The 23,035-nt window shown below is 45.2% G+C and carries 25 protein-coding genes; all 25 read right to left on the bottom strand.

Going from position 1 to position 23,035, the window contains the following annotated elements; all coding sequences use genetic code 11:
- Positions 1–3: 3 nt before the first annotated feature.
- Positions 4–828 carry a tryptophan synthase subunit alpha gene (gene trpA / locus MKY52_RS18600; RefSeq protein WP_042190168.1) on the bottom strand — a complete coding sequence of 275 codons (825 nt, stop codon included), beginning with the start codon at positions 826–828 and terminating at the stop codon, positions 4–6.
- Positions 825–2,024 (bottom strand): tryptophan synthase subunit beta, encoded by a 1,200-nt coding sequence (gene trpB, locus MKY52_RS18595; RefSeq protein WP_042190170.1) that lies wholly within the window; start codon positions 2,022–2,024, stop codon positions 825–827. Before trpB ends, trpA begins: the two co-directional genes overlap by 4 nt.
- Positions 2,021–2,698 carry a phosphoribosylanthranilate isomerase gene (locus MKY52_RS18590; protein WP_341052746.1) on the bottom strand — a complete coding sequence of 226 codons (678 nt, stop codon included), beginning with the start codon at positions 2,696–2,698 and terminating at the stop codon, positions 2,021–2,023. The genes trpB and MKY52_RS18590 overlap by 4 nt, the downstream gene beginning before the upstream one ends.
- Positions 2,691–3,521, bottom strand: coding sequence for an indole-3-glycerol phosphate synthase TrpC (gene trpC, locus MKY52_RS18585; protein ID WP_341052743.1), 831 nt, complete (start codon positions 3,519–3,521; stop codon positions 2,691–2,693). The genes MKY52_RS18590 and trpC overlap by 8 nt, the downstream gene beginning before the upstream one ends.
- Positions 3,511–4,551, bottom strand: a complete 1,041-nt coding sequence (gene trpD / locus MKY52_RS18580; RefSeq protein WP_341052741.1) for an anthranilate phosphoribosyltransferase — start codon at positions 4,549–4,551, stop codon at positions 3,511–3,513. The genes trpC and trpD overlap by 11 nt, the downstream gene beginning before the upstream one ends.
- Before the next feature lie 39 nt (positions 4,552–4,590).
- Positions 4,591–6,156 carry an anthranilate synthase component I gene (gene trpE, locus MKY52_RS18575; protein ID WP_341052739.1) on the bottom strand — a complete coding sequence of 522 codons (1,566 nt, stop codon included), beginning with the start codon at positions 6,154–6,156 and terminating at the stop codon, positions 4,591–4,593.
- A 332-nt stretch (positions 6,157–6,488) separates the two neighbouring features.
- Positions 6,489–6,863, bottom strand: coding sequence for a chorismate mutase (aroH, locus tag MKY52_RS18570; protein ID WP_042190180.1), 375 nt, complete (start codon positions 6,861–6,863; stop codon positions 6,489–6,491).
- Positions 6,864–6,865: 2 nt separating this feature from the next.
- Positions 6,866–7,960, bottom strand: a complete 1,095-nt coding sequence (gene aroB / locus MKY52_RS18565; RefSeq protein WP_341052737.1) for a 3-dehydroquinate synthase — start codon at positions 7,958–7,960, stop codon at positions 6,866–6,868.
- A 2-nt stretch (positions 7,961–7,962) separates the two neighbouring features.
- Positions 7,963–9,132, bottom strand: a complete 1,170-nt coding sequence (gene aroC, locus MKY52_RS18560) for a chorismate synthase (protein WP_042190184.1) — start codon at positions 9,130–9,132, stop codon at positions 7,963–7,965.
- Positions 9,133–9,345: 213 nt separating this feature from the next.
- The gene (locus MKY52_RS18555) at positions 9,346–9,507 is read right to left on the bottom strand and encodes a hypothetical protein (RefSeq protein ID WP_170880309.1); all 162 of its coding nucleotides are present in this window, start codon (positions 9,505–9,507) and stop codon (positions 9,346–9,348) included.
- Positions 9,508–9,614: 107 nt separating this feature from the next.
- Positions 9,615–10,418 carry a CheR family methyltransferase gene (locus MKY52_RS18550; protein ID WP_341052733.1) on the bottom strand — a complete coding sequence of 268 codons (804 nt, stop codon included), beginning with the start codon at positions 10,416–10,418 and terminating at the stop codon, positions 9,615–9,617.
- A gap of 27 nt (positions 10,419–10,445) precedes the next feature.
- Complete coding sequence (ndk, locus tag MKY52_RS18545) at positions 10,446–10,889, bottom strand: nucleoside-diphosphate kinase (RefSeq protein ID WP_339242717.1); 444 nt, start codon at positions 10,887–10,889, stop codon at positions 10,446–10,448.
- Positions 10,890–10,988: 99 nt separating this feature from the next.
- Complete coding sequence (locus tag MKY52_RS18540; RefSeq protein ID WP_340971565.1) at positions 10,989–11,957, bottom strand: polyprenyl synthetase family protein; 969 nt, start codon at positions 11,955–11,957, stop codon at positions 10,989–10,991.
- Positions 11,954–12,814 carry a menaquinone biosynthetic enzyme MqnA/MqnD family protein gene (locus MKY52_RS18535; RefSeq protein WP_341052732.1) on the bottom strand — a complete coding sequence of 287 codons (861 nt, stop codon included), beginning with the start codon at positions 12,812–12,814 and terminating at the stop codon, positions 11,954–11,956. Before MKY52_RS18535 ends, MKY52_RS18540 begins: the two co-directional genes overlap by 4 nt.
- 4 nt (positions 12,815–12,818) lie before the next feature.
- Positions 12,819–13,421 carry a UbiX family flavin prenyltransferase gene (locus MKY52_RS18530; protein WP_042190195.1) on the bottom strand — a complete coding sequence of 201 codons (603 nt, stop codon included), beginning with the start codon at positions 13,419–13,421 and terminating at the stop codon, positions 12,819–12,821.
- Entirely contained in the window at positions 13,418–14,293 is an 876-nt protein-coding gene (locus MKY52_RS18525) for a UbiA-like polyprenyltransferase (protein ID WP_042190197.1), read from the bottom strand. The genes MKY52_RS18530 and MKY52_RS18525 overlap by 4 nt, the downstream gene beginning before the upstream one ends.
- Positions 14,286–15,038 (bottom strand): demethylmenaquinone methyltransferase, encoded by a 753-nt coding sequence (locus MKY52_RS18520; protein WP_341052730.1) that lies wholly within the window; start codon positions 15,036–15,038, stop codon positions 14,286–14,288. Before MKY52_RS18520 ends, MKY52_RS18525 begins: the two co-directional genes overlap by 8 nt.
- Positions 15,039–15,041: 3 nt before the next feature.
- Entirely contained in the window at positions 15,042–15,995 is a 954-nt protein-coding gene (locus MKY52_RS18515) for a heptaprenyl diphosphate synthase component 1 (RefSeq protein WP_231573320.1), read from the bottom strand.
- A gap of 30 nt (positions 15,996–16,025) precedes the next feature.
- The gene (locus MKY52_RS18510) at positions 16,026–16,568 is read right to left on the bottom strand and encodes a hypothetical protein (protein ID WP_341052729.1); all 543 of its coding nucleotides are present in this window, start codon (positions 16,566–16,568) and stop codon (positions 16,026–16,028) included.
- Between the two features lie 94 nt (positions 16,569–16,662).
- Complete coding sequence (mtrB, locus tag MKY52_RS18505; RefSeq protein WP_042190204.1) at positions 16,663–16,911, bottom strand: trp RNA-binding attenuation protein MtrB; 249 nt, start codon at positions 16,909–16,911, stop codon at positions 16,663–16,665.
- A 117-nt stretch (positions 16,912–17,028) separates the two neighbouring features.
- Positions 17,029–17,301: an HU family DNA-binding protein gene (locus MKY52_RS18500; RefSeq protein ID WP_036676223.1), complete on the bottom strand. Its 273-nt coding sequence runs from the start codon at positions 17,299–17,301 to the stop codon at positions 17,029–17,031.
- A 376-nt stretch (positions 17,302–17,677) separates the two neighbouring features.
- A complete protein-coding gene (gene spoIVA, locus MKY52_RS18495; protein WP_042129583.1) occupies positions 17,678–19,156 on the bottom strand; it encodes a stage IV sporulation protein A in 1,479 nt (492 codons plus the stop codon).
- 396 nt (positions 19,157–19,552) lie between these two features.
- The gene (locus MKY52_RS18490; RefSeq protein WP_341052728.1) at positions 19,553–21,604 is read right to left on the bottom strand and encodes a serine hydrolase domain-containing protein; all 2,052 of its coding nucleotides are present in this window, start codon (positions 21,602–21,604) and stop codon (positions 19,553–19,555) included.
- 256 nt (positions 21,605–21,860) lie between these two features.
- Positions 21,861–22,607, bottom strand: coding sequence for a hypothetical protein (locus tag MKY52_RS18485; RefSeq protein ID WP_341052726.1), 747 nt, complete (start codon positions 22,605–22,607; stop codon positions 21,861–21,863).
- Between the two features lie 30 nt (positions 22,608–22,637).
- Positions 22,638–23,006, bottom strand: a complete 369-nt coding sequence (locus tag MKY52_RS18480) for a 2Fe-2S iron-sulfur cluster-binding protein (RefSeq protein WP_341052725.1) — start codon at positions 23,004–23,006, stop codon at positions 22,638–22,640.
- Between the last annotated feature and the right edge of the window lie 29 nt (positions 23,007–23,035).

Here is a 23,035-nt window from a genome sequence, read left to right as displayed (position 1 = left end):
CTGTTATGGTCTTTTTAATTGTGCCACAAATTCTCGAATTTGCAACAGCCCCTCATTCCGTGTAGCGGGATTATCGAGCAGCGGAATGACCTCTTCTATTTTACGAACAATCGCACTACCTACTACCACGCCATCGCAAATCTGAGCAAAGCGGGCAACCTGTTCGCCAGTTGAGATCCCAAATCCTACAGCCACCGGCAGATCCGTAGCTTGACGCACGGAATCAATAAACGCCTCTACATCAGCATGGAAAGTGGATCGTTCCCCTGTCACACCTAACGAGGATACACAATAGATAAACCCACTCGCACCTGAGACAATCTTCGCAATACGTTCACTTGAGGTCGGTGCAACCAGTGGAATGAGATTAACGCCAACTTCACTACTGCGGCGACGCATCTCCTCTGATTCCTCGACAGGAAGATCTGGAATAATAAGACCACTAATCTCATGAGCATTCAGTTCTGCGAAAAATGTATCCAGCCCCATTTGCAGGATAGGATTGTAATAGGAAAACAAAATAAAGGGCAGGCTGCTTCCGGCTTGACGAGCTTTTAACGCGGTCTCCATACAGGTACGCAGGTGAACCTCCCCCCGCAGAGCTCGTGCAGACGCTCGCTGAATGACAGGGCCATCTGCTAGCGGATCAGAGTAAGGTACTCCCAGCTCCAAAATGTCTGCACCTGCCGCCTCCAGTTCTGCGATGATGGCAAGCGTAGTCTCCAGATCAGGGTCTCCAACCGTCAGAAAAGGAATTAATGCCGTCCGTTCTTCAGCTTTAAGCTTCCGGAATACCAAATCCATCCGGTTTGTAGTTTCGGTTGTCATTCATTTCCCTTCCCTTCTGTGTACGCCATGATCGATTCCACATCTTTGTCTCCCCGGCCTGACAGGCAGATAACAACAATATCATCCTTGGTAAGGGTTGGACCCATCTTCACTACATGGGCTATCGCATGTGCTGACTCCAAAGCTGGAATAATACCTTCCGTTACACATAGCAGCTTCAGTGCATCAAGCGCCTCAGCATCCGTAATCGGAACATATTTTGCGCGTTCGATATCTTTTAAATAGGAGTGTTCAGGACCTACGCCTGGATAATCCAGTCCTGCGGAGATGGAATGAGCCTCCGTTACTTGACCATGTTCATCCTGCAGAAGGTAACTCATCGAACCCTGGAATACGCCATGAGTCCCCTTGCTCATCGTCGCCGCATGAAATGGTGTGTCAATTCCCTTGCCTGCTGCCTCAACACCAATCATACCGACACCTTTATCCTCTACGAATGGATAGAACATGCCGATAGCATTACTACCGCCACCTACTGCAGCAACAAGCACATCTGGCAGTCTTCCTTCAGCCTCAAGAATCTGGCGCCGCGTTTCATCACCAATAACCCGCTGAAAGTTACGAACCATCATTGGATAAGGATGTGGGCCTACGGCAGAACCGAGAATGTAAAAAGTATCTTCCACATTGCTAACCCAGTAGCGAAGCGCTTCGTTGCCGGCATCTTTTAAGGTACGCGATCCGGAAGTAACGGGAATCACCTCAGCACCAAGCAGCTTCATACGGAATACATTGAGTGCCTGGCGACGAGTATCCTCTTCCCCCATAAACACCTTACATTCCATACCAAGTAGGGCTGCAACCGTAGCAGTAGCTACACCATGCTGACCAGCTCCAGTCTCAGCGATCACCTTGGTTTTACCCATCATTTTAGCCAGAATCCCCTGACCAATCGCATTGTTAATCTTATGAGCACCCGTATGATTCAAATCTTCACGCTTCAAATATATTTTTGCTTCTCCCAGATGTTTACTTAGACGTTCCGCATAATACAGTGGGGTCTCCCGTCCGGAATATTGCTTTAATAGATAATCTATTTCTTCTTGAAAAGCAGGGTCTGCCGAATACTTCTCATAGGCTTCCTCCAGCTCAATCAATGCAGTCATCAAAGTTTCGGGCACGAAGCGCCCTCCGAATGAACCGAAACGTCCATGCTGGTCCGGTACTTGTGTCATGATTGCTTCACCCTTTCCACAAAAGCTGTCATTTTAATAATATCTTTAACGCCTTCACTCTCTACTCCACTAGATACGTCTACTCCGTACGGAGCATAAGTATCTAGCAACTCTCCTACGTTATTAGGATGAAGTCCGCCAGCCACAAATAACGGCAAACCATTTCGTAGCGCGATTTCCTGATAATCAGGCAACCTCTCCCAAGCGAACGTGCGCCCAGAGCCGCCGCTCTGCTGAGGATCATAAGTATCTAACAATACAGCATCAACGAAGCCTGCATATTGTTCCAATGTATATTTGTTATCCGCGTCATCACGCTCTTTATCAGCAACAGACAATGCCTTCCACACCTGAACGTGTGGGAAAGCTTGCCGAACCTTTTGACAAAAGGCTGGACTTTCCTGCCCATGTAGCTGAATGACATCTAATGACACAACGGAGAGCAGTTCGCTCAGCTCATCCAGCTCTGGATTAACAAAAACCCCAGCAGCTTTAGGTTTTTCACTAGTCTTCCATTGCGAAAGTTCAGCAATCAGTTCGGAAGCACGCTCCAGAGTAACCCTGCGACGACTAGGAGCGAATACAAATCCAATATAATCTAGTGGTAAGTGTAACATAGATTTTAGCACTTCAACGTCCTGAAGTCCACAGATTTTTACCAATGTCTCAGCCATGCCGGACACGATCCTTTCCATTTGGAAGCATTCCTAGCAATCCATTTACCGCCTCTTCTACATTTGCTTGACGCATTAGATATTCCCCTACGAGGACCCCGTGAGCGCCAGTCGTTCTTAAGTAGTCAATATCACTTGTCCCTGCAATTCCGCTTTCACTGATCACAGGAACCCCTTGAGGTACTAGTGCTGCCAGCTCTGCCGTTGTCTCTAAGGACGTCTCAAAGGTACGCAGATTACGATTATTAATACCCAGCAGAATATTAGGATGTGTTATCTTGTCTGTACTTAATACCACCGCAAGCTCATTCTGATCATGAACTTCGATTAATACATCCATTCCAAGCTCAGTAGCTATTTCTATAAAATGAGACAGTTTATCCGGTGTCAAAATAGCAACGATTAACAACACCGCATCTGCTCCAAGAATACGCGCTTCATAAATCTGTTTCTCATCGATAATAAAATCTTTGCGTAGCAGCGGCAGATTTACAGCTTCTTTCACTTGCTGCAAGTAAGCAGCGCTGCCCTGAAAATAATCTGTATCCGTCAAAACAGATAAACAATCAGCGCCGCCCGCTTCATAACCTTTTGCAATGGAAACAGGATCGAAATCCTCACGAATCAGCCCTTTTGAAGGAGATGCCTTCTTTACCTCCGCAATCAAACCCATATCCCTGTTCTTCCCCTGGGTCAGAGCCTTACGAAAGCCTCTAGTCTGAGGGAGTGCTGCTATATCACGTTCAGCTTGAGCTAGAGAAAAGCTATTACTGAGCGCCTCCACCTCTTTGATCTTTGTAGCGACAATTTTATCAAGATACATAATTAAGCTCCTCCGTCATCACAACAAGCTGTTTCAGCTTGGATAATGCCTTACCCGAATCCACTACTTCTTTAGCTTTCTCGACGCCTACGGCCATGGTATCCGCCAGACCCGCAACATATATACATGCTCCTGCATTAGCTAACACGATATCTCGGTAGGGATTGATCTCACCTTGGAGCACAGAGGTAATAATTGCTGCGTTCTCTGCTGCGTCTCCACCCAAAACAGCTTCAAGTGGATGTCTGTTAAGACCTAATCCCTCCGGAGTAATTTCATAAGTGGTCACTACACCCTCTTTTAATTCAGACACTAATGTAGAGGCAGAGATGCTGATCTCGTCCAGACCATCCGAACTGCTTACAACCATTGCCCGCTTGGAACCTAGCTCCTTCAGTACATTAGCCACCGTCTCCGTCTTATTTCGGTCATAAATCCCTAGGAGCTGACGGTCAGCTCCAGCGGGATTCGTAAGAGGACCCAGCATATTGAAGATCGTACGTACACCAAGCTCCTTGCGAGGAGCTGCTGCATGCCGCATCGAAGGATGATAAATTTGTGCGAATAAAAAGCAAATGCCGATACGATCCAGACATTCTCGGGCTTGGTCTGCATTCAGATGAATGTTTACGCCAAGGGCTTCAAGTACATCCGCACTTCCCGCTCTGCCTGAAGCAGAGCGATTTCCATGCTTGGCAACTCTTACAGAAGCCGCTGATGAAATAATTGCTGAGGCGGTTGAAATATTAAATTTATGGATGCCGGAACCGCCCGTACCACAAGTATCTAACAAGCGTGCGCGATCAGTCAGTACGGATGTGCCGAACCCTCTCATAGCTTCTGCAAAACCAGTAATCTCCTCCACGGTTTCTCCTTTAATTCGTAAGGCGGTCAGCAGTGAACCGATTTGCGCTTGTGAAGCATCTCCTAGCATTATAGCACCCATTATATCCCGTGCTTCTGTACGTGTCAGATTCTTGCCTTCGATTAGTCCCGCGATTCCTGATTGAATTAATTTCGTTGCATCCATAATGTTCTTCCTCCCAGCCTTAATGAGTTACTATATAAATCAAACCACTTGTTCAGGGGTATATTCGTACATATAATCTTGGTTGATAACTTGTTTCTCTTTCACTTCGGATGGAAACATAGCTTCTGCCATACGAATAGCTTTCAGCATGCCCTTCGCCTTATTCACCGTTTCTTCATACTCTTTCTCGGGAACCGAATCCCAAACGATACCCGCTCCGGCCTGTACGTACGCACGACCTTTCCGGAAGATGATGGTACGAATGGTGATACAAGAATCCATGTTTCCTGAGAACCCTAAATATCCAATTGCTCCGGCATAAGCACCTCGAGCTTCTTTTTCCAGCTCTGCTATAATCTCCATAGCTCGCAGCTTCGGTGCCCCAGAAACCGTTCCGGCAGGCAGACAGGAGAGAAAGGCATCAAAGAAATCTTTATCCTCACTGAGCGTGCCTGACACATTCGATACCATGTGCATGACATGGGAGTATCTTTCAATCTCCATAAAGGAATCACATTTTACTGAACCAAATTTGGATACTCTCCCTAGATCATTACGACCCAGATCAACAAGCATCAGATGTTCCGCACGTTCTTTTTCATCCTCCAGGAGCTCCGCAGCAAACGCCCGGTCTGATGCTTCACTGTCACCCCTTGGTCTAGTTCCAGCAATCGGCCGTGTCTCCACACGATTTCCATCTACCTTTACGAGTGCTTCAGGTGAAGTGCCAACAATAATCTCCTCGTCCATTTTCAAATAGTACATATATGGAGAGGGGTTAAGAGTTCTGAGCATCCGGTATACATGCAATGGAGAAACTTCCGTTTCAATATGCAACCGCTGTGACAATACCACTTGAAAAATATCGCCTGAGCGAATATATTCCTTCGCCTGTTCTACATTGTTGATGTACTGCTCTTTAGTGAGATTAGAATGAATCTCTCCAAGCTCGATATCCTGCGGAATGCTGCGACGATTCACATTTTCCTTAGGGCCTTCTTTTTGCAGATCTTCGGCCATAGCCTCCAGCTTACGACTCAGGCTTTCATAATTGGATCTGATATCCGAATCTGTATCTCCGTCTTTTACATGCAGGTTACCAACAAGCAGAATCTGTTGCTTCACATGGTCAAAAACAATGATCCGATCGCAAAACATAAATCTTATATCATCCATTTGGAGATCATCCACAGGATGCTGAGGTAACTTCTCATAATATTGCAGCAGATCATATCCGAAAAATCCGATAGCCCCTCCAGTAAATGGAGGCATTTCGTCAAGCTTAGGACTACGGTATGAACGAAGTAATGCTTTAAGCTCCTCAATCGGCTTTCCGTATAGTTGCTTCTTCTCTCCGCCGACTTCAACGTTAATTGCACCCTTTTTACCGGATATCATCAAAAAGGGATCGCTACCGATGAACGAATACCGTGCCCATTGTTTTCCACCCTCTACACTTTCAAGTAAGAACACGCGATCACGTTCAGCGAAACGTTGGAATAACCGGATAGGTGTTTCCATATCCGCGAGCAGTCGCTTTACAACAGGAATCAGATTATAATCCCTCGACAGCTTTACCACCTCTTGAACACTTGGATTCGTCATTGTTAGATGCCCCCTTAGATATATGAATGGTTCCGAAATACAAAAAAACCCTCTACCGAAGTAGAGGGTTTGTGTAAGTAAGTATATATTTTTGAGCATGGATTAGCATAATTATGTAGTGTTTACAGACTTATCCCTAAATAAGATATATCACTGATAAATGACTTCAGTGCATATCAAAATAAAGACTCTGCTTACACGATACATGCTAATCTAAAAAACTTCTCGCACTCTGCTCAACTATACTCATCTCAACTAAACTAAACTCTTCTATACTCGGCTAACTACACTATACATGATGACGAGGGTCATTGACAACCCACAACTATAATTTAAGACTTGCTCTCTGATAAATCCGGACGTAGCTTCTGAGCCTCATTCAGATAAACGTGGCGTATCTCACGCTGCGATTTATCCGTATTAATCTGTACCATCAACCGGATACACATCGGCAAGCTTCCTTTAACCGGGATTTCCGTTGAACACATAAGTGGAACCATTTCCCAGCCTTCAATCTCACGAATAGCTCTTGCAGGAAAAGTAGCATCCAGATCATTGGTCATCGTAATCCATACATTGCTTATATTCTCAGCTATAACATCATTACGTTCTACGATCTCCCGCAGTAATATAACGGTCTCACGTAAAATCTCTGCCTCTTCGTTCTTAGTCACGGTTGTTGCTCCGCGAATTCCTCGGTTTACCACGGTCATCCCTCCTTCTTAAGCTCTGCGAGAACCTCTCGCACAAGCGACTCCTGCACATCGTTCACAATGCTTACAGAGCCTATGGAATCAGGCACGATAAAGGTCATCTTGCCTTCCTTGAATTTCTTATCATGCATCATAGCGTCCATCAGTTCATCTTCATCATACTCGGAAGGAAGCCGTACAGGCAGTGACAGCGCGGTCAGCATAGATACAGTATCCTCATAAATGGAAGTATCCCGCCCAAGCTTCGCAGCCAATAGCGCTGAACCCGCCATCCCAATCGCAATCGCTTCTCCGTGCAGAAACACACCATACCCACCAACTGCTTCAATGGCATGTCCGATCGTATGTCCAAGGTTCAATATCGCTCGAAGTCCATGCTCACGCTCATCATTCGCCACTACATCTGCCTTAATTGCACAGCCACGCTCTAAAGCATAACCTAAGGCTTCGACATTCAGCTCTAGCAGCTCTTCGGCATGATCACGACACCAATATGCGAACTCTTTGTCCACGAGGAGACCGTGCTTTACCACTTCAGCCAGACCTGATGACACTTGCCGTGCTGGAAGAGTACGTAGTGTATCTAAATCGTAGAGTACCATTGACGGTTGATAGAAAGCCCCTATCATATTTTTGGCTAATGGATGATTGACCGCCACTTTACCACCCACACTACTATCATGAGCTAAGATCGTCGTCGGAATTTGCAGAAAGCCGATTCCACGCATATAAGTTGCTGCTACAAATCCTGCTAAATCGCCAACCACGCCGCCGCCTAAAGCTAAAACTGCTGAATTGCGATCTAATCCTGCTTGAATCGCGGTTGTCATGACTTCTTCATACACGGCTAATGATTTAGAGGCTTCACCTGCCGTCATTATGTGACTAACCACAGTATAGCCGTGAGAACGCAAAGCTTCTTCAAGAGCCGGCAAGTACCTTGGCGCTACTTCAGTATCACTCACTACTAACAGTGGACTACGCTCCGAAAATCCGGCCTCAGCACAATAATGGGCGATGTCCTTTAGTAAACCACTACCGATAAGAATAGGATACGAGCGGTCGCCCAAATCTACATTAATAGTACGCATAATTAGTAGCTCTCCAGCTGTGATAGGTAATTTTCATAGTTCGCTTTAATTTCTTCAAGTGAGTCGCCACCGAATTTATCAAGGAATGCTTTTGCGATTTCCCAAGCCACTACGTTTTCCAGAACAACACACGCCGCTGGAACTGCACAAGCATCGGAGCGTTCAACTTGCGCTGTAAATGGTTCTTTCGTGTCAATATCCACACTTTGAAGCGGTTTATAAAGGGTAGGGATCGGCTTCATGACACCGCGAACTACAACAGGCATGCCGTTAGTCATACCACCTTCAAAACCACCTAAGCGATTACTTGCACGGTAGTATCCTTTAGAAGCTTCATACATAATTTCATCATGGACTTGCGATCCACGCAATTTGCCAGCTTCAAACCCAATGCCAATTTCAACGCCTTTGAATGCATTAATCGACATTACCGCCCCAGCGATTGCTCCGTCAAGCTTCCGATCAGACTGTACATAACTGCCAAGTCCGATAGGAAGTCCTTCGACGATACATTCAACGATTCCACCGATGGAGTCGCCCTCTTCCTTAATCTGATCTATGTAAGCCTCCATCTTCTGTTCCGTTTCTTTGTCGACAACTCTGACAGAGGACTGTTCTGTCCGCTCAATCAGCTCATCGATAGGCAGATCGTTAGCAGGTGCTTCAATTTCACCGATACGAATAACTTGCCCTGCTACCTTCACGCCAAAAGCTGCAAGCAGCTGTCTGGCTACAGCGCCACATGCGACTCTGGCTGCTGTTTCGCGAGCACTGGAGCGCTCCAGTACGTTACGAAGATCTGTATGGTTGTACTTCAATCCGCCATTCAAGTCTGCATGGCCAGGACGCGGCCGATTTACGCGGCGTTTTTCTTCGTCACTGCCAGGAATAGGCTCGATATTCATGATGTTCTTCCAGTGGGTCCAGTCTTTATTCTCTACTACCAAGGCTACTGGAGCACCTGTAGTATAGCCATGACGCACTCCACCTACAATTTGTGCCGTATCTTTCTCAATCTGCATGCGACGTCCACGTCCATAACCCTTTTGTCGACGCTGCAATTGAAAATTAAGCTCTTCAAAATCCAATGTCAAATTACTTGGCAATCCCTCAATAATGGCCGTAAGCTGGGGGCCGTGCGTTTCCCCCGCTGTTAAATAGCGCAAACTCATGCTGCGTTCCCCCTTTTATACTTTTAAACTGTAAACCGCTAAAATCCTAATGATCTTTGCTCATTATAGTATAGGCAATCCTCTTTGACAAGAAAGGGATCTCCCTAAAACGACTCCATTCGCGACAAAATGAATTGGTTTTTGTGTAAAGAAAAAGCGCCATTCATACTCAATAGAGTATAAATGGCGCTCCTCGGCTCGGTCCGGCACTTGTTAGCTTCCGATCCGCTGACTTGTTGAAGGAAATGTAGACTTACGCTCTTCCAGTTGCAGAAGGCGCTTCAATTGCATTTCTTCTACACCGAGAATTTGCCCGCACTCACGAACGGTAATAAAGCCTCGTTTGTACGCGGCAATGACCTTGCTTTTGTCCATCGGTTTAACGATCCTTTCGCTTAGCTTACAGATTCTACTACCCAGTATCACTGAACGATAGCGAAAGTATACCTATAAAAGTACACAGACGAAGGAGCAAGAAGTATTTATTTTTTACGATAGAAAAAGGTTTCCGTCGATTCAAAGCCATATTGCGCTGGCGTAAAGATCTGCTCTGTACTACCTACAAACAAATACCCGCCTGAACGTAAACTAGCCGAGAACTTATGGTAGAGCTTATTCTTCGCCTCTTCAGTAAAATAGATCATTACATTGCGACAAATGATAAGATCAAAACCCTCATCGAACTTGTCCAGCAGTAGGTTCTGTTTACGGAAATCTATGTTTTTCTTAAGCGTGTCGCTAACTTTGAATAAATGACCCTCGGGTTTAAAATAACGCGCAGCAACATCCTTAGGCACATCCTTTAAAGAACGTTCCAGATACAAACCTTGCTTTGCTTTGGAAAGCGCACCGTCGTCAATATCCGTAGCCAGAATACCAGTCTGTCCCAATAAATTCTTATCCGATAAAATCATAGCCAGCGTATAGGGCTCTTCTCCAGTGGAACATGCAGCGCTCCACAGTTTCAATCTGCGACCAGATTGTTGTATGTCAGGAAGAATGATATCTCGCAGTACTTCCCACCGATTCGGATTCCGCCAAAACTCGGAGACATTAATCGTCATTCGGTCCAAAAATTCATAAAATAATTCCTTGTCCTTCATCATTGCTGCAAAAAAATCACTAAAGGTTTGATATCCATTCTTCACACGAAGAGTCGTTAAACGCCGCTTCATCTGCGCTTCTTTATACTGTGCCAGATCAATTCCGGTGCTTTGCTTAACATGATGAATAAACCCGATGTAATCTGAATCTGCTGTTAATGCTGCAACATTACGATCAGACATGTTAATCCCCCGCCTCCCGCTTGGCTCCTACATCCAGACTGCGATCTCTTTGTTATAAAGATTCAATTCATCTGGAGTAAAGAAATTAGCAATTTCTCGTTCTGCACTTTCAGGCGAGTCTGATCCATGAATTAAATTAAGCGGTGTATGGCTGGCAAAGTCGCCTCGAATCGTACCCGGCAAGGCTTCTCCTACTTTAGTCTTACCAATGAGCGTACGGGATAATGCTACAACATCATCACCTTCCCATACCATTGCAAACACTGGACCTGAAGTAATAAAAGAAACCAACTCTCCAAAAAAGTCCTTGCCAGCATGCTCCGCATAATGTCTTTTTGCTTGGTCTTCACTAACTGTAATCAGCTTTGCAGCGACCAGCTTAAAGCCCTTATCTTCAAAGCGTGAGACAATACGCCCAATTAATCCACGTTGTACTCCATCCGGTTTGACCATCAGATACGTCTTTTCCATAGAGGCACTCTCCAATTTCCCATTAGTTGGGTTGTTTTGACGCTATCTTAACAGAAACCGAGCTTTCTGGAAACGTTTAATTTCATGATCACCAAAATACTAATAAGCTCTACCTGTTACAAAAAAGGCAATATCGCGCAGATTACGCTTAGTCTTGTTGTTAGGCAACTGATCTAGTGCAGCAAGTGCCTTCGCAATATATCGCGAAGCCAGCTCCTCGGAACGGGCAATTCCGTCTCCAGAAAGAATAAGATCAATAGCACGCCCTACTGTGCTGTGCCCTTCACGAATAGACTTCAACTCCTCAAGAAGCGGAGCTCGCAATCTTTCATCCTCCAGGCTATAAATGACAGGAAGGGTGATGTTCCCTTGCCGCATATCACTTCCTGGTGGTTTACCGATTTGTTTTTCGGTGCCTGAGAGGTCAAGTAAATCATCACGAATCTGGAAAGCCATCCCTACATTGTATCCATAATTATAAAGTAGACGAGCCACCTCTGGTTCAGCATCAGCAGCAAGTGCACCTAATTGGCAACTGACTGCAATCAACAGCGCTGTTTTACGGCGAATCCGCCGCAGGTAATGACGCACACTTTGCTCACTGTTGAAGAAGTCACGAATCTGCTCCATCTCACCGATCGACATTTCAATCATAGCCTTGGACAAAATCTGATGAATTCGCGGATTCTTCAGCTCCGTCGTCATCACCAGTGCTTTCGCATATATGTAGTCACCGGTGTACATGGCAATTTTATCGCCCCATTTGGCCTTAACAGTAAGTTCACCTCGGCGCAGTTCTGCATCGTCAATGACATCATCGTGAACTAGTGAAGCGCTATGAATTAGTTCTAGCGGTATCGCCACACGCTTCAGCTTCTCAAGATCATACTTTCCAAATTTCCCACCCATCAAAACAAATACGGGACGCAATCTTTTACCGCCAGCTTTTAGTAAATGCAGAGAAGTCTCGGTTAGTAGGTCGTCATCACCCTGTACGCTACGGTACAAATCTTTTTCAATCTGATCCATGTCTCTGTTCAGTAATCCGAATATTTGCAGTCGTTTCATTCCTTCACCCGTGTCAACAGTTTATGACTCCAAATCTCCATCTTCACTGCCTGCGGCAGCAGACCCATCTCATAGGCATAGCGGAAATAGAGGTTCAGACCTTTCTGCTGCCTTTCTCCAAAATCATAGCTTAAATTGCGAAAGTACCCTTCCCAATAAGACTTAGTTCCTCCAATTGTCGTACAGGCTGCAAGTACTATAGGATCTAAATCACTTAATCCCCGCAGTTTACTCTCAGCAAAAGCTTCTGCAATCTCCGCAATGGCTTCCGGTTTGTCATTCGCAGCTTTTCGATTCACTGCCCAGACCGCAAAGGTCATCCCTAAGCCCGTCCATTCTTTCCAAAGCTCCGCCAGATCCGTAACGATATACCCTTGATTCTGCCAAGAGGCTTTAATCGCATGATCACCAATGAGTAAGCAGGCATCTGCTTGATGCATCATAGCATCCAAATCAGGATTAGCGCTAATATATTCTGGTTTATTGCCAAAAGCCTTTTCCATTAAAATTTTCAGCAAATTTACCGATGTTGCAGAAGTGTTCGTAACAGCAATCGTACCTGCACCTATCTGTGCAAGAGGCACTCGAGAAAAAAGAAAAATAGACCTCACAGGACCGTCCGCACTTACCGATAAATCAGGTAGCAGCAATAACTTATCACTGGCTTCAGCATACGCAAAAGAGGATAATGCACCCACATGAATCGTTCCACGACTCATCCCCTGATTAAGAATGGCAGGTACCTCACTCACCATCTCTGCCGGATATTTCAGTGCAGAGGGATGAAAATTGTGAAATACCGGCCATGAGTTAGTATAGCTGATTTTACCTATGATGGTGTGGCTGTTATTCTCCATCCTTTCAATCCCCCCATCTGCGAAATAATTGATGTTCAATATTAAAGCTGTCAAGCACTTTACCCACCATGAAATTAATCAGATCATCCATACTTTGTGGTCCAAAGTAAAACGCCGGCATTGCCGGAATGATCCGAACCCCCAGACGGGACAGCTTCAACATATTCTCAAGATGAATAGCATGCAGAGGTGTCTCACGAGGAACAAGGACCAGTGGACGTCCTTCCTTAAGCATAACATCAGCAGCACGAGTCATCAGATTGTCGGAGGTTCCATTAGCAACCGCAGACAATGTTCCCATAGAACAAGGCATAATAATCATCCCTTCCACACGAAACGAACCACTTGCAATAGATGCACCGATATCAGCGACAGGATGATAAAGTAGAGAACCGGGATAGCCTTTGAACTTTTCGTTCAAAAAGCCTTCCCGGTCTGATGCGATATAACCTAGTTCTTCTTTAAAAACGCGCCAGCCCGCATTACTTACTACCAAATGAACGGAGTAGCCTAGCGATAGCAACGTTTCGATCAGACGAATACCATAAATAGCACCGCTTGCCCCTGTAATTCCAACCACGAAGTTTTTCGGTTTAGTAAGCGTCATTTTTTGAAATGCACCACCAAGTCAATCAAAGTGAAAGAGAACACCACGATGCTTAGCACGCCGTTCATAGTGAAAAAAGCGGTCTGTAAACGACTGAGATCACTCGGAGATACAATATAATGCTCATAAAAGAGAATAATATATGCGAGGATCATACCAGCCACATACCACCAGCTTAAATCCGTCAAAAACAGCAGCGATACGAATCCAATCGCCGTAAGAATGTGAAACACACGGGCAATAACAAGTGCACCTTGAACCCCAAATCGCACTGGAATGGATTTCAGGCCTTCTTTAAGATCAAATTCAACATCCTGACAAGAGTATATAACATCAAAACCAGCCGTCCAAAACACAATTGTGAAGTAAAATACCATTGAAGTCCAATTCACACTACCGGTCACAGCTACCCAGCCGCCCAGTGGTGCAAGCGCAATGGTGAGGCCGAGGATAAGATGGCATGCCCATGTAAAGCGCTTAGTGAATGAATAAATAACAAGAAGGAATACAGCGATAGGTAACAGCTTAGCTGACAAAGGATTCAATTTAAAGGCTGCCCAAAAGAGCAAGAAAAACGAAATGCCTATAAAAATGACAACTTCACCGATCTTAAGTAACCCTGCAGGAATCGCTCTTCCCGCTGTGCGTGGATTCTTGGCATCACTGATTCGGTCTATCAATCGATTCAATCCCATAGCTGCACTGCGTGCTCCAAACATAGCGATTACAATCCAGCCAATTTGACTCCAGGATGGGAGGCTATCATTCATGACAACGGATCCCAGTAAAGCACCCATAAAGGCAAAAGGTAAAGCAAATACCGTATGTTCAAACTTAATCATTTGTAAAAAGATACCGATTTTCTTAAACATTCCCGTTCTCCTTGAGCCCAATATGTAATGCCGCGATGCCTCCGGTCAAGGGGAAGGATTCCACTTTTTGAAGTCCGGTTTCACGGAAAATAGTGGCCAGTTGCTCCCGGTCTGGGAACATTGCCAATGATTCTGGCAGCCATTTGTATTGCTCGTACCTTTTCGCGAATAACTTACCCAGCAATGGAAGTACACGCTGGAAATAAAAGAAATATACACCTTTAAACGGCTGTTTCATCGGCTTGGATAGCTCCAAACATACAACCATTCCACCAGGTTTTACTACCCGCTTCATTTCGTTAAGCACTTGAACAGGATCTGGCACATTGCGTAGACCGAATCCAATCGTTGCATATTCAAATGCATTGTCTTCAAAAGGCAGCTCCATAGCATTGCCCTGCACCAGCGAAATACGGTCCTGAAGCTTGCGCTCTTCCACTTTGCGGCGACCTACCTCAAGCATACCTGCACTGAAATCCAGTCCGATTACATTGCCAGTCTGCGAGGCTTCCGCCAAAGCGATGCTCCAATCACAGGTTCCGCAACATAGGTCAACGGCCGAATCCCCGCGCTTCATCCCCATCTTCTTCATCGTGAATTTACGCCATGCCTTGTGGCGGCGAAAGCTTAGGATGTCATTCATCAAATCGTATTTTCCAGCAATACTCTCAAATACGGAATGTACAAACTGCTCTTTTGGTTTGCTGTTGTCACCCACAGCAGTTGTCGTTTTTTCCATAGTCATCCCTTAACCCTCCACGGCTGCTTGTCCTGTGACCTTCATCTGCAGGAGAAAACGATCCAGCGCGATCTCTAGCTCTCTAAGTAAACTCTCGTCTTTAACGCTTTGCAATAGCCCCTGAATAGACTGAAGCGATTGATGAAGCTTGTCCGTCAGTTGCGAATCACATTTATATTTCATTTTTAGCATCTTCCATTCCTTCTGATCAAGGTTCAGGTCTTGAAGTTGCTTACGTTCTTCCTCCGTTGCAGTCTCCATCATCTTCCAGTAGCAATAGCCATTCCCTGCATTCGCAGGATCATCACTACGAAGAAGCTCAATAGCAACGGTCTCGCACTGACTGAATTCTGCCAGCAGTTTTTCCCACAGCTCCACTAAGGAGTTCTCAATCATAGGCGTAAAAGAAAGGAACAGCCGCATATTCAGCTGTACCATGTGCCGCAAGTATTGTTCAGCCGAAAGGCGTATGCCTCTCATCTTCACGTAGAGATTCGCTTTCAAGACATTGAAATCTGCAATCGCCTTACTCAAGATTCCAATCATCTCGATCTGATCACTCTTTGCAAGCAAATGGTAAAACCAGCTGCTGAAGTAATCGCCAGCTAGAACCTTCAATTGACGGGAACGCATAGGGTCTCCCCCCCGTCTATCATTCGAACGGTCAATAACCTCATGCGTGTCCAGACCTAGTTGAACAAGCGCTGTCACAAGCGTGTACAACTCTCCGGCACTTCCTTTTGCAGAAGAAGCATGATTTAGAAAAATATATAACAAATGACCCCGGCCATCAGAAAACGGCGGCAAATCCGTATGCTTCTGAATCATGTCGTAGTCGGTGTAGGGTTTAGCCAGTTGCGGTATGCAGTACGGTTTCATTTCAGCCTCCGAAGCCATTGACATAATAATAATTCGTTTGTTCACAATCTTGTCTATTATATCACATGTTTTTTTGTCACGCACTGTGGTACGCCTGAGTTTCTTTTAATCCATTCAAGGATAAATGAACTGTTTCTTCCAGAGCTCGGTTTCACTAATGCGGAAGCCCGTTTTGAGACGATCCGATATAGGAAGATTACCCGCAGACTGAAGTTCATCTTGCAGCGTATAAGACCATTCAGAACGTCTGATATCACCAGCTAACAGCAGTCGGCGGCTACCAAGCCATTTATCTTCTACCACAATACGAAGTAGAAGTTGATCCACATTCGAGGTTTCCTGAATAGCAAAGGAAATGGCCTGAGCCATATTTTGATAGAGTTCCTCAGGTTCATGATCGTTCCCGCTCACTTTCAGATCCAGTGACAGAACATGATCTTCCCAGCCAACGCTATCTATGGATAAGGTCAACGGAAGAGCGCCCAGAACATCAACAAGATTGTCATTGCCCAGCACTGTGTTATGGCTGCCAGTAAAAGTCTCCACTGTCCCATTTTTCTGCTGTACGGATGAGTCTAAGTCTGCCAGTTTCGGCAAAATAACAGCAGAGGTCGCAGTCAAGAGTAATACGGCACCGATCAACCAGGCTTTGTTCATGGACACGCCCCCTTATCCATAGTACCCACTTTTTTTGTGGATATGATCATTCACCCTTACTATATTTTGAAAAAAAGCAGGCTATGCCTGCTTTTCAGCTTTCACTTTCCAATTGTCCGTGTTTCGTTAAAATTTCAGCTTTTCCGCGGATTTTCATTGCTGAGGTATGATCGGTAAATTGGGCAATCAACACCTCACCCTTGTCTAGCTTCTCTGTATGATGAAAGCGTGTATCCGTACCTCTAGTTAGCCCAATGACTTGAACGCCATTTTCTTTGGCCTTAACCACAATATAGTCGCTACCTGTCGGAAGCGGATTTTCGCTCGTATTTTTATCCGTCATCGCTGATCCTCCTCTAAACCTAATGTACAGCCCATGCTATTCCAAAAAACAAATGCCGCCTTGGAGGGCGGCATAGTTGTTACTTAAAAAGACTATGGGATTGATATGTAGAAATCTTTATTTGATTCCGTCTTTCAGCGCCTTACCAGGTTTGAATGCCGGTACCTTGCTTGCAGGAATTTCGATTTCTTCACCAGTTTGTGGGTTACGGCCTTTACGTGCGGAACGTTCGCGCACTTCAAAGTTTCCGAATCCAACCAGTTGTACTTTATCACCGCTTTGCAGCGCTTCTGTAATTGCTTCGAAAACCGCATCTACAGCTTTAGTAGCATCCTTCTTGGGAAGTTCAGTTGCTTCTGTAACTACATTGATCAAATCAGATTTATTCATGTTTTCTCACCTCCCTGAGTAAATTTCCGGTATCATACACTGTTTCCGTTTAAACGTAAAATATACGTGATAATCCCGTTTATTACTGAACACTGGCGCCCATAGACCTTGAAGCGCAACAAACTTATAGTAATACAGCCCATCCATAAATTCAAGCAGTTAGACAAAAAAGGAGTAGAAATTATCATCTATGCTTGCATAAACATCCAATTGCCATCTAATTTTATAGACCTATAAGACCAGGTTAATTCTTCTTTTCAGAAAAAAAATTGAGTCAGATTCACCGTTATTATAGGAACTAGGAATCAAGTTTCGTTGTTTTTACGCATAAAAAGAGTGGGATCTCTCCCACTCTTCCAATCTGCTTAAATTTAAGTTAGAGAATAATTGCAATAAGCCCGCCTGAGCCTTCATTGATGATCCGACCAAGCGTTTCTTGCAATTTGTAGCGCGCATTATCCGGCATCATCGCGATCTTGCCTTGAATACCTTCCCTCACAATGGAATGCAAGGAGCGCCCAAAAATATCGGATTCCCAAATCTTAATCGGGTCGTTCTCGAAATCCTGCATCAAATAACGGACCAACTCTTCACTTTGTTTCTCTGTACCAATGATTGGTGAGAACTCAGATTCAACATCAACACGAATCATATGAATAGATGGTGCGGTGGCCTTTAAGCGAACTCCAAAGCGAGAGCCTTGACGAATCAGCTCTGGTTCATCTAGCGCCATTTCAGCTAGTGAAGGAGCAGCAATACCATAACCGGTAGTCTTGACCATTTCTAAAGCTTCAGAGAAACGGTCGTACTCTCTTTTTGCGTGTGAGAATTCCTGCATCAGCTGGAGCAAGTGATCTTTACCGCGGATTTCAACCCCTACTACCTCCATCAGAACCTGATCATACAGCTCTTCTGGGGCATACAGATCGATCTCTGCTACACCTTGACCCATGTTCATACCACTTAGGCCTGCTTTATCGATAAAATCATACTCTGTGAACTGAGATACGAGCCGGTCAACATCCCGCAAGCGGCGAATGTCTTTTACCGTGTCGCGAACGGAGTTCTCATAGCTACTACGCAGCCAGTGATTCTCTCCAAGCACCATGACCCAGCTTGGCAAGTTCACATTTACTTCATGAACAGGGAATTCGTACAATACTTCACGCAGTACACCTGTTACATCCTCTTCGGTCATGTTTGCTGCGCTGAGTGTCATGACAGGGATATCGTATTTGATGGCTAGCTCGCTACGGAGCTGCTGTGCTTCCTCACTGCGTGGGCGAGTGGAGTTAATGACAAGCACAAATGGCTTACCCACTTCCTTCAGCTCTGCAATGACGCGCTCTTCAGAGTCCACGTACGAGTTCCGCGGAATTTCTGCAATCGTACCATCTGTTGTTACTACAACACCAAGCGTTGAATGCTCTTGGATGACCTTACGGGTCCCGATTTCTGCCGCTTCCTGAAAAGGAATTGGCTCCTCAAACCAAGGTGTAGAGATCATTCGTGGTCCATTCTCATCCTCGTAGCCTTTAGCGCCTTCTACAGCGTAACCCACACAGTCTACCAGTCGAACGTTAACCTCAAGCCCTTCCGCAACCTTGATTTGGACTGCGTTGTTAGGCACGAACTTAGGTTCAGTGGTCATAATTGTTTTGCCTGCTGCGCTTTGCGGAAGCTCATCCACAGCTCTTACCCGATCTGCCTCATTCGTGATGTTAGGCAGGACAATTGTTTCCATGAAGCGCTTGATAAATGTCGATTTCCCCGTGCGAACCGCGCCGACGACGCCAAGATAAATGTCTCCGCCGGTACGCTCGGCAATGTCCTTGAAAATATCCACTTTTTCCAAAAGAGATCCCCTCCTCATATTACTCCGAAGAAAAAATGCCTGAAGAGCATCGACTTCGCGTTCCGCCGGTAATCTGACCCTTGCAGGACATCAACCGGACTTATCGTATGCCCGCCCGAAGCCTAGCTGCTTTCGACCGGGACGTACTGGCCCCGCGCTAAACTCCGAATGCTCGGACATGCATTTGGACTAGTATCATCATATGTATCCGGAACGAATTTATGACCCATAATCGCGCATTTTGCAATGTAATTTCTAAAAATTAGTTGTGCGCGCCGCAAGGCGTCTGACGCCCGGAAGCTTTCTCATCCATCATATGAGGTAGGGTTCATTGATAGAACTAACAAAATAGCCAGCTATAATAGCTGGCCCAATCCATATATGCGTATCTACTCTCTATTTCAGTAGCGTAATACCAAATGAAGCTCCGGCATTCCCGGCAAATACAATATTGCCCTTAATAGGTAGTACAACCTCATTGTTACTACTAATGACCGTGTTATTCACTAGGGCTCCCGTTTCATCGTATACCATAAAAGCACCTTTTGCTGGCATCTTAACTACCATTTTCTTTCCAGCCGCTGTTTCGGGAACACTGAACCATCTAGCATAACCATCAGCTTGTATAGTAGCTATCGACGATTTGCCTTTATAGAGCGGCTTCACTCCGTCCTCACTCATATACAAGGTTCCAGCCGCATTAAAGTACTCTACGCCCTCTTTGGCATAGAAAAGAATATCAAATGTATCTCGGCCCGCGATGCCAGGAATTTGGTGCTGGCTCCCAGCCGTATTTGGACCTGTTATCTTCATACCTTTGAAATAACCCTCACTTGTCTGTATTGTTGGCCTAATCATGTTCATATAGGTGATGGAACTGAATTTCTCGCTGACTGGATAGTATAACTTACCTTCTCTTTTTGCCCACGCATCTGCGGTTTGTTTATTCAGTGCTGCAACTTCCAATTTCTCCGCCTTATATTCAGAATACGCAAGCTGGCCTAATTCAGGAACTGAAATATACTGGCTCATCCACAAATAAGTCCGTCCGTTGCTTTCCTTTACAAAATTAACCTTTGTGCTGCCTTCCTCATCAACAAAAGTTCCATCCGTGGTGTAAATAAATTTTTGTTCCGGAGCAGTCATTCCAGATAACAAGAGTTCCCCGTCTTTGATAGCTGCCTTCCACTGATCGCCTAGAGTACTGTAATAACCTGCGTATTTCACAAGATCTTTTGGCATGTCAGCCTTAACTGGCTTGCCAAATGATTTATCTGGCTTGATTTCTTTAATTGCGCCCTTCTCTTTCATCGCCTGAAGGAGCAGTTCACTTGCCAGCAGTTGATTAATTGAGGAGCTCCCGCCCGAGGTAATGACTGCTGCAGCCATATTCTGTACAGGAAGCACGACGAGGGAGGATTGATACATCTGTGTATCTCCTCCTTTAACAAGAGCTTTTATACCATAATCGTTAAAAGGGAATAATCGCACACTATCCCAACCAAGTCCGTAGTCAGCAGAATTATCCCCGTCTTTGGGCCAAAATCCCTTTCTATACTCTTCTTGCTCCATGGCCTGTACTGATTTGGTTGAGAGTACATCTGCTCGCTTCCCAGTAAAGACTTGCGAGAATCGGACCAAATCCTCCGCCGTAGAGTAGATTCCGCCTGTACCAATCGCATTGGTCGTCTCCGTTGGGAGCTGGCCCTTATATGCAGGAGAGTAAAGACCGGCAAATTTGCTTGAATCTACCTTATCTTGTGGCGTCATGGTATGGTTCATACCCAAAGGTACTGCAAAATTGTGATGAATGAATTCCGTGAAAGTCATTTTACTGACTCTTTCTACAAGAATCTCAGCCAGCGTGAATCCATCGTTGCAATAAACAGAGAAAGCTCCGGGCTCTGCCTTTAATTTCTGTGTAGACAAGTGCTCTAGCAGCGTATCGTGTACGTACGTATCTGGATCATCAAATAGAAATGCACTAGTTAAAGTCGAACCCTGCAAACCGGATGAGTGATTCAACAACATGCGTGGGGTAATCTTTTTATAACGTTCATCTTCCATCTTAAAATCCGTTATATATTGTACGACAGGAGTATCGAGATTGATCTTGCCTTCATCAACTAGTTTCATGACCGCTGACGCCGTAAACATTTTGCTCGTAGAGCCAATACCATAGATTGTTTCCTTCGTTAAAGGGATTTTCCCTTCTACGTCGTTAAATCCACTTTGTCCCGATACTTTGATCACTCCATTGTCGATCAAGGCATACTGCACGCTGGTAATCCCATATTGTTCAGTTAGAAGCGCTGCTTTCTCAGAAGCGAGCTTCTCAAGCGTCTTAGAAGGAACCTCAACTACGCTGCTAGAAGCCAACGCGCCTGTAGGGATAAGTGGGGTCAGGACTAAGGCCGCTGCAAGCGTCCATATGAATTTTTGTTTCATCTCATCAACATCCTTTTGTCTGTAATTTTGAACGATTATGAATTATTCAAGATTCATCTCTAGCCTGAACTGAATCTCCTTTCTTACCTTCATTCTAGCAATCCAGTCTTACGCGCCATTAAACTGAACCTTAATTCCATCTACGATTTATGTACGACAATTAAGCTTCTGTTAAGGCAATATCTGAACAACACAAAAACGCCTAATCCTTCGGATATAACCGAAGCTTAGACGCTCTTAAGCTTTAACTTTCACTTCAACTAGGAGACTGCGGGACAGGCTGATTGTTAATCCATAGATACGGCAAAGACTTCACGGGCACGTAATAAGAAGCTTCCTCCAGATCTAGTCGCAAATCTTTTTTCTCGTCATGTTCCCCACCATTCTTTTCGATGGCAGCTATAATATCAAAGACATAATCTACATAGACCGTTCCAGCCTTATCCATGATGAAATCAAGAACCTGCCCGGAATAGACGCTAGTTAATGATATGGAGCTTGTTCCTGCCTTCTTATGATCAATGGTGTAAAGTCCAGGATATAGCTCATCAAGTACGGGCAAAGAGCCATCATGAGCTGATTTATAACGATTGATCTGACGCTGCACATCATTCACCTTTTGAACGGTAACAAGGTCCATCACCTTAACAACTGGGTCGCTTTCCTCATTCAAAATAAGAAAATAAGCGCTTCCGCCCTGTTCAAAAGCCGTAGCCGGAATATCATCCAAATATCCCTTATTGTTCAGCTTGCCTAGGTCTATCCGGAACTTCTCATATCTTGGAGTAGCTTCATCCGCATTAAGGATCGGAAGCACACCTTCCTTTTGTTGAAAATCATCAACGGCTGCTTGTATCCGTTTAACACTTTCTCGATAATTAACGCTAGCACGCTTTTCTTCTCCAGGATACAGACATCCGGAAAGAGTAAGAGCGATTGACATCACTACCAGAAAAAGTCTTGCTCCTGCCTTTAGCTTCTTCTTTCTTCGTATAAACTCCAACCGAGTCCCTCCCACGGTGACAATCTAACACTACCACAGCTCATCTTCTTCCCCACGCCGTGCAGCTTCAAGCTTACGGCGTACAGCAGCCTTAAGTGGATCTTCTGGCACCTGAACGGTCACATCGCTCCATACGGCAGCCTGACAAGCCAGACGCACTCCTTCTTCTAACGTAGTTCCAAGCTTACGTCGTTCAATATCCCCTGGCGGTCTCAGCGCTGTGGCCTCTTCAGTCGCAATTTTAACCTTGCACATCAGACAGCCTGCTTTGCCTCCACAGCGAGTGGTAATCGTCACTCCGGCTTTACGAGCTGCCTCCAGTAACGAGATACCGCGATTCACCACAGCTTTACGACCTTCAGGTTGAAACATAACGGTGACGCCATTTTGCGATTTCATGATGTTACTTCCTTCCTCAACATTATGTA

Source organism: Paenibacillus sp. FSL P4-0184, from assembly GCF_038004625.1.
Lineage (GTDB): Bacteria > Bacillota > Bacilli > Paenibacillales > Paenibacillaceae > Paenibacillus_AQ.
This window is presented reverse-complemented; position numbering and strand designations above follow the sequence as displayed.

Excerpts from the sequence above, each read along its gene's own strand:
- MKY52_RS18510 (WP_341052729.1), bottom strand. The coding sequence starts at position 16,568 with ATGAACAAAGCCTGGTTGATCGGTGCCGTATTACTCTTGACTGCGACC.
- trpC (WP_341052743.1), bottom strand. The coding sequence starts at position 3,521 with ATGTATCTTGATAAAATTGTCGCTACAAAGATCAAAGAGGTGGAGGCG.
- MKY52_RS18500 (WP_036676223.1), bottom strand. The coding sequence starts at position 17,301 with ATGAATAAATCTGATTTGATCAATGTAGTTACAGAAGCAACTGAACTT.
- MKY52_RS18540 (WP_340971565.1), bottom strand. The coding sequence starts at position 11,957 with ATGAAACGACTGCAAATATTCGGATTACTGAACAGAGACATGGATCAG.
- mtrB (WP_042190204.1), bottom strand. The coding sequence starts at position 16,911 with ATGACGGATAAAAATACGAGCGAAAATCCGCTTCCGACAGGTAGCGAC.
- MKY52_RS18535 (WP_341052732.1), bottom strand. The coding sequence starts at position 12,814 with ATGGAGAATAACAGCCACACCATCATAGGTAAAATCAGCTATACTAAC.
- MKY52_RS18490 (WP_341052728.1), bottom strand. The coding sequence starts at position 21,604 with ATGAAACAAAAATTCATATGGACGCTTGCAGCGGCCTTAGTCCTGACC.
- aroB (WP_341052737.1), bottom strand. The coding sequence starts at position 7,960 with ATGCGTACTATTAATGTAGATTTGGGCGACCGCTCGTATCCTATTCTT.
- MKY52_RS18550 (WP_341052733.1), bottom strand. The coding sequence starts at position 10,418 with ATGTCTGATCGTAATGTTGCAGCATTAACAGCAGATTCAGATTACATC.
- ndk (WP_339242717.1), bottom strand. The coding sequence starts at position 10,889 with ATGGAAAAGACGTATCTGATGGTCAAACCGGATGGAGTACAACGTGGA.
- MKY52_RS18520 (WP_341052730.1), bottom strand. The coding sequence starts at position 15,038 with ATGACTATGGAAAAAACGACAACTGCTGTGGGTGACAACAGCAAACCA.
- MKY52_RS18525 (WP_042190197.1), bottom strand. The coding sequence starts at position 14,293 with ATGTTTAAGAAAATCGGTATCTTTTTACAAATGATTAAGTTTGAACAT.
- MKY52_RS18555 (WP_170880309.1), bottom strand. The coding sequence starts at position 9,507 with ATGGACAAAAGCAAGGTCATTGCCGCGTACAAACGAGGCTTTATTACC.
- MKY52_RS18590 (WP_341052746.1), bottom strand. The coding sequence starts at position 2,698 with ATGGCTGAGACATTGGTAAAAATCTGTGGACTTCAGGACGTTGAAGTG.
- aroC (WP_042190184.1), bottom strand. The coding sequence starts at position 9,132 with ATGAGTTTGCGCTATTTAACAGCGGGGGAAACGCACGGCCCCCAGCTT.
- trpB (WP_042190170.1), bottom strand. The coding sequence starts at position 2,024 with ATGACACAAGTACCGGACCAGCATGGACGTTTCGGTTCATTCGGAGGG.
- MKY52_RS18530 (WP_042190195.1), bottom strand. The coding sequence starts at position 13,421 with ATGACGCTTACTAAACCGAAAAACTTCGTGGTTGGAATTACAGGGGCA.
- trpD (WP_341052741.1), bottom strand. The coding sequence starts at position 4,551 with ATGGATGCAACGAAATTAATTCAATCAGGAATCGCGGGACTAATCGAA.
- MKY52_RS18480 (WP_341052725.1), bottom strand. The coding sequence starts at position 23,006 with ATGAAATCGCAAAATGGCGTCACCGTTATGTTTCAACCTGAAGGTCGT.
- trpA (WP_042190168.1), bottom strand. The coding sequence starts at position 828 with ATGACAACCGAAACTACAAACCGGATGGATTTGGTATTCCGGAAGCTT.
- trpE (WP_341052739.1), bottom strand. The coding sequence starts at position 6,156 with ATGACGAATCCAAGTGTTCAAGAGGTGGTAAAGCTGTCGAGGGATTAT.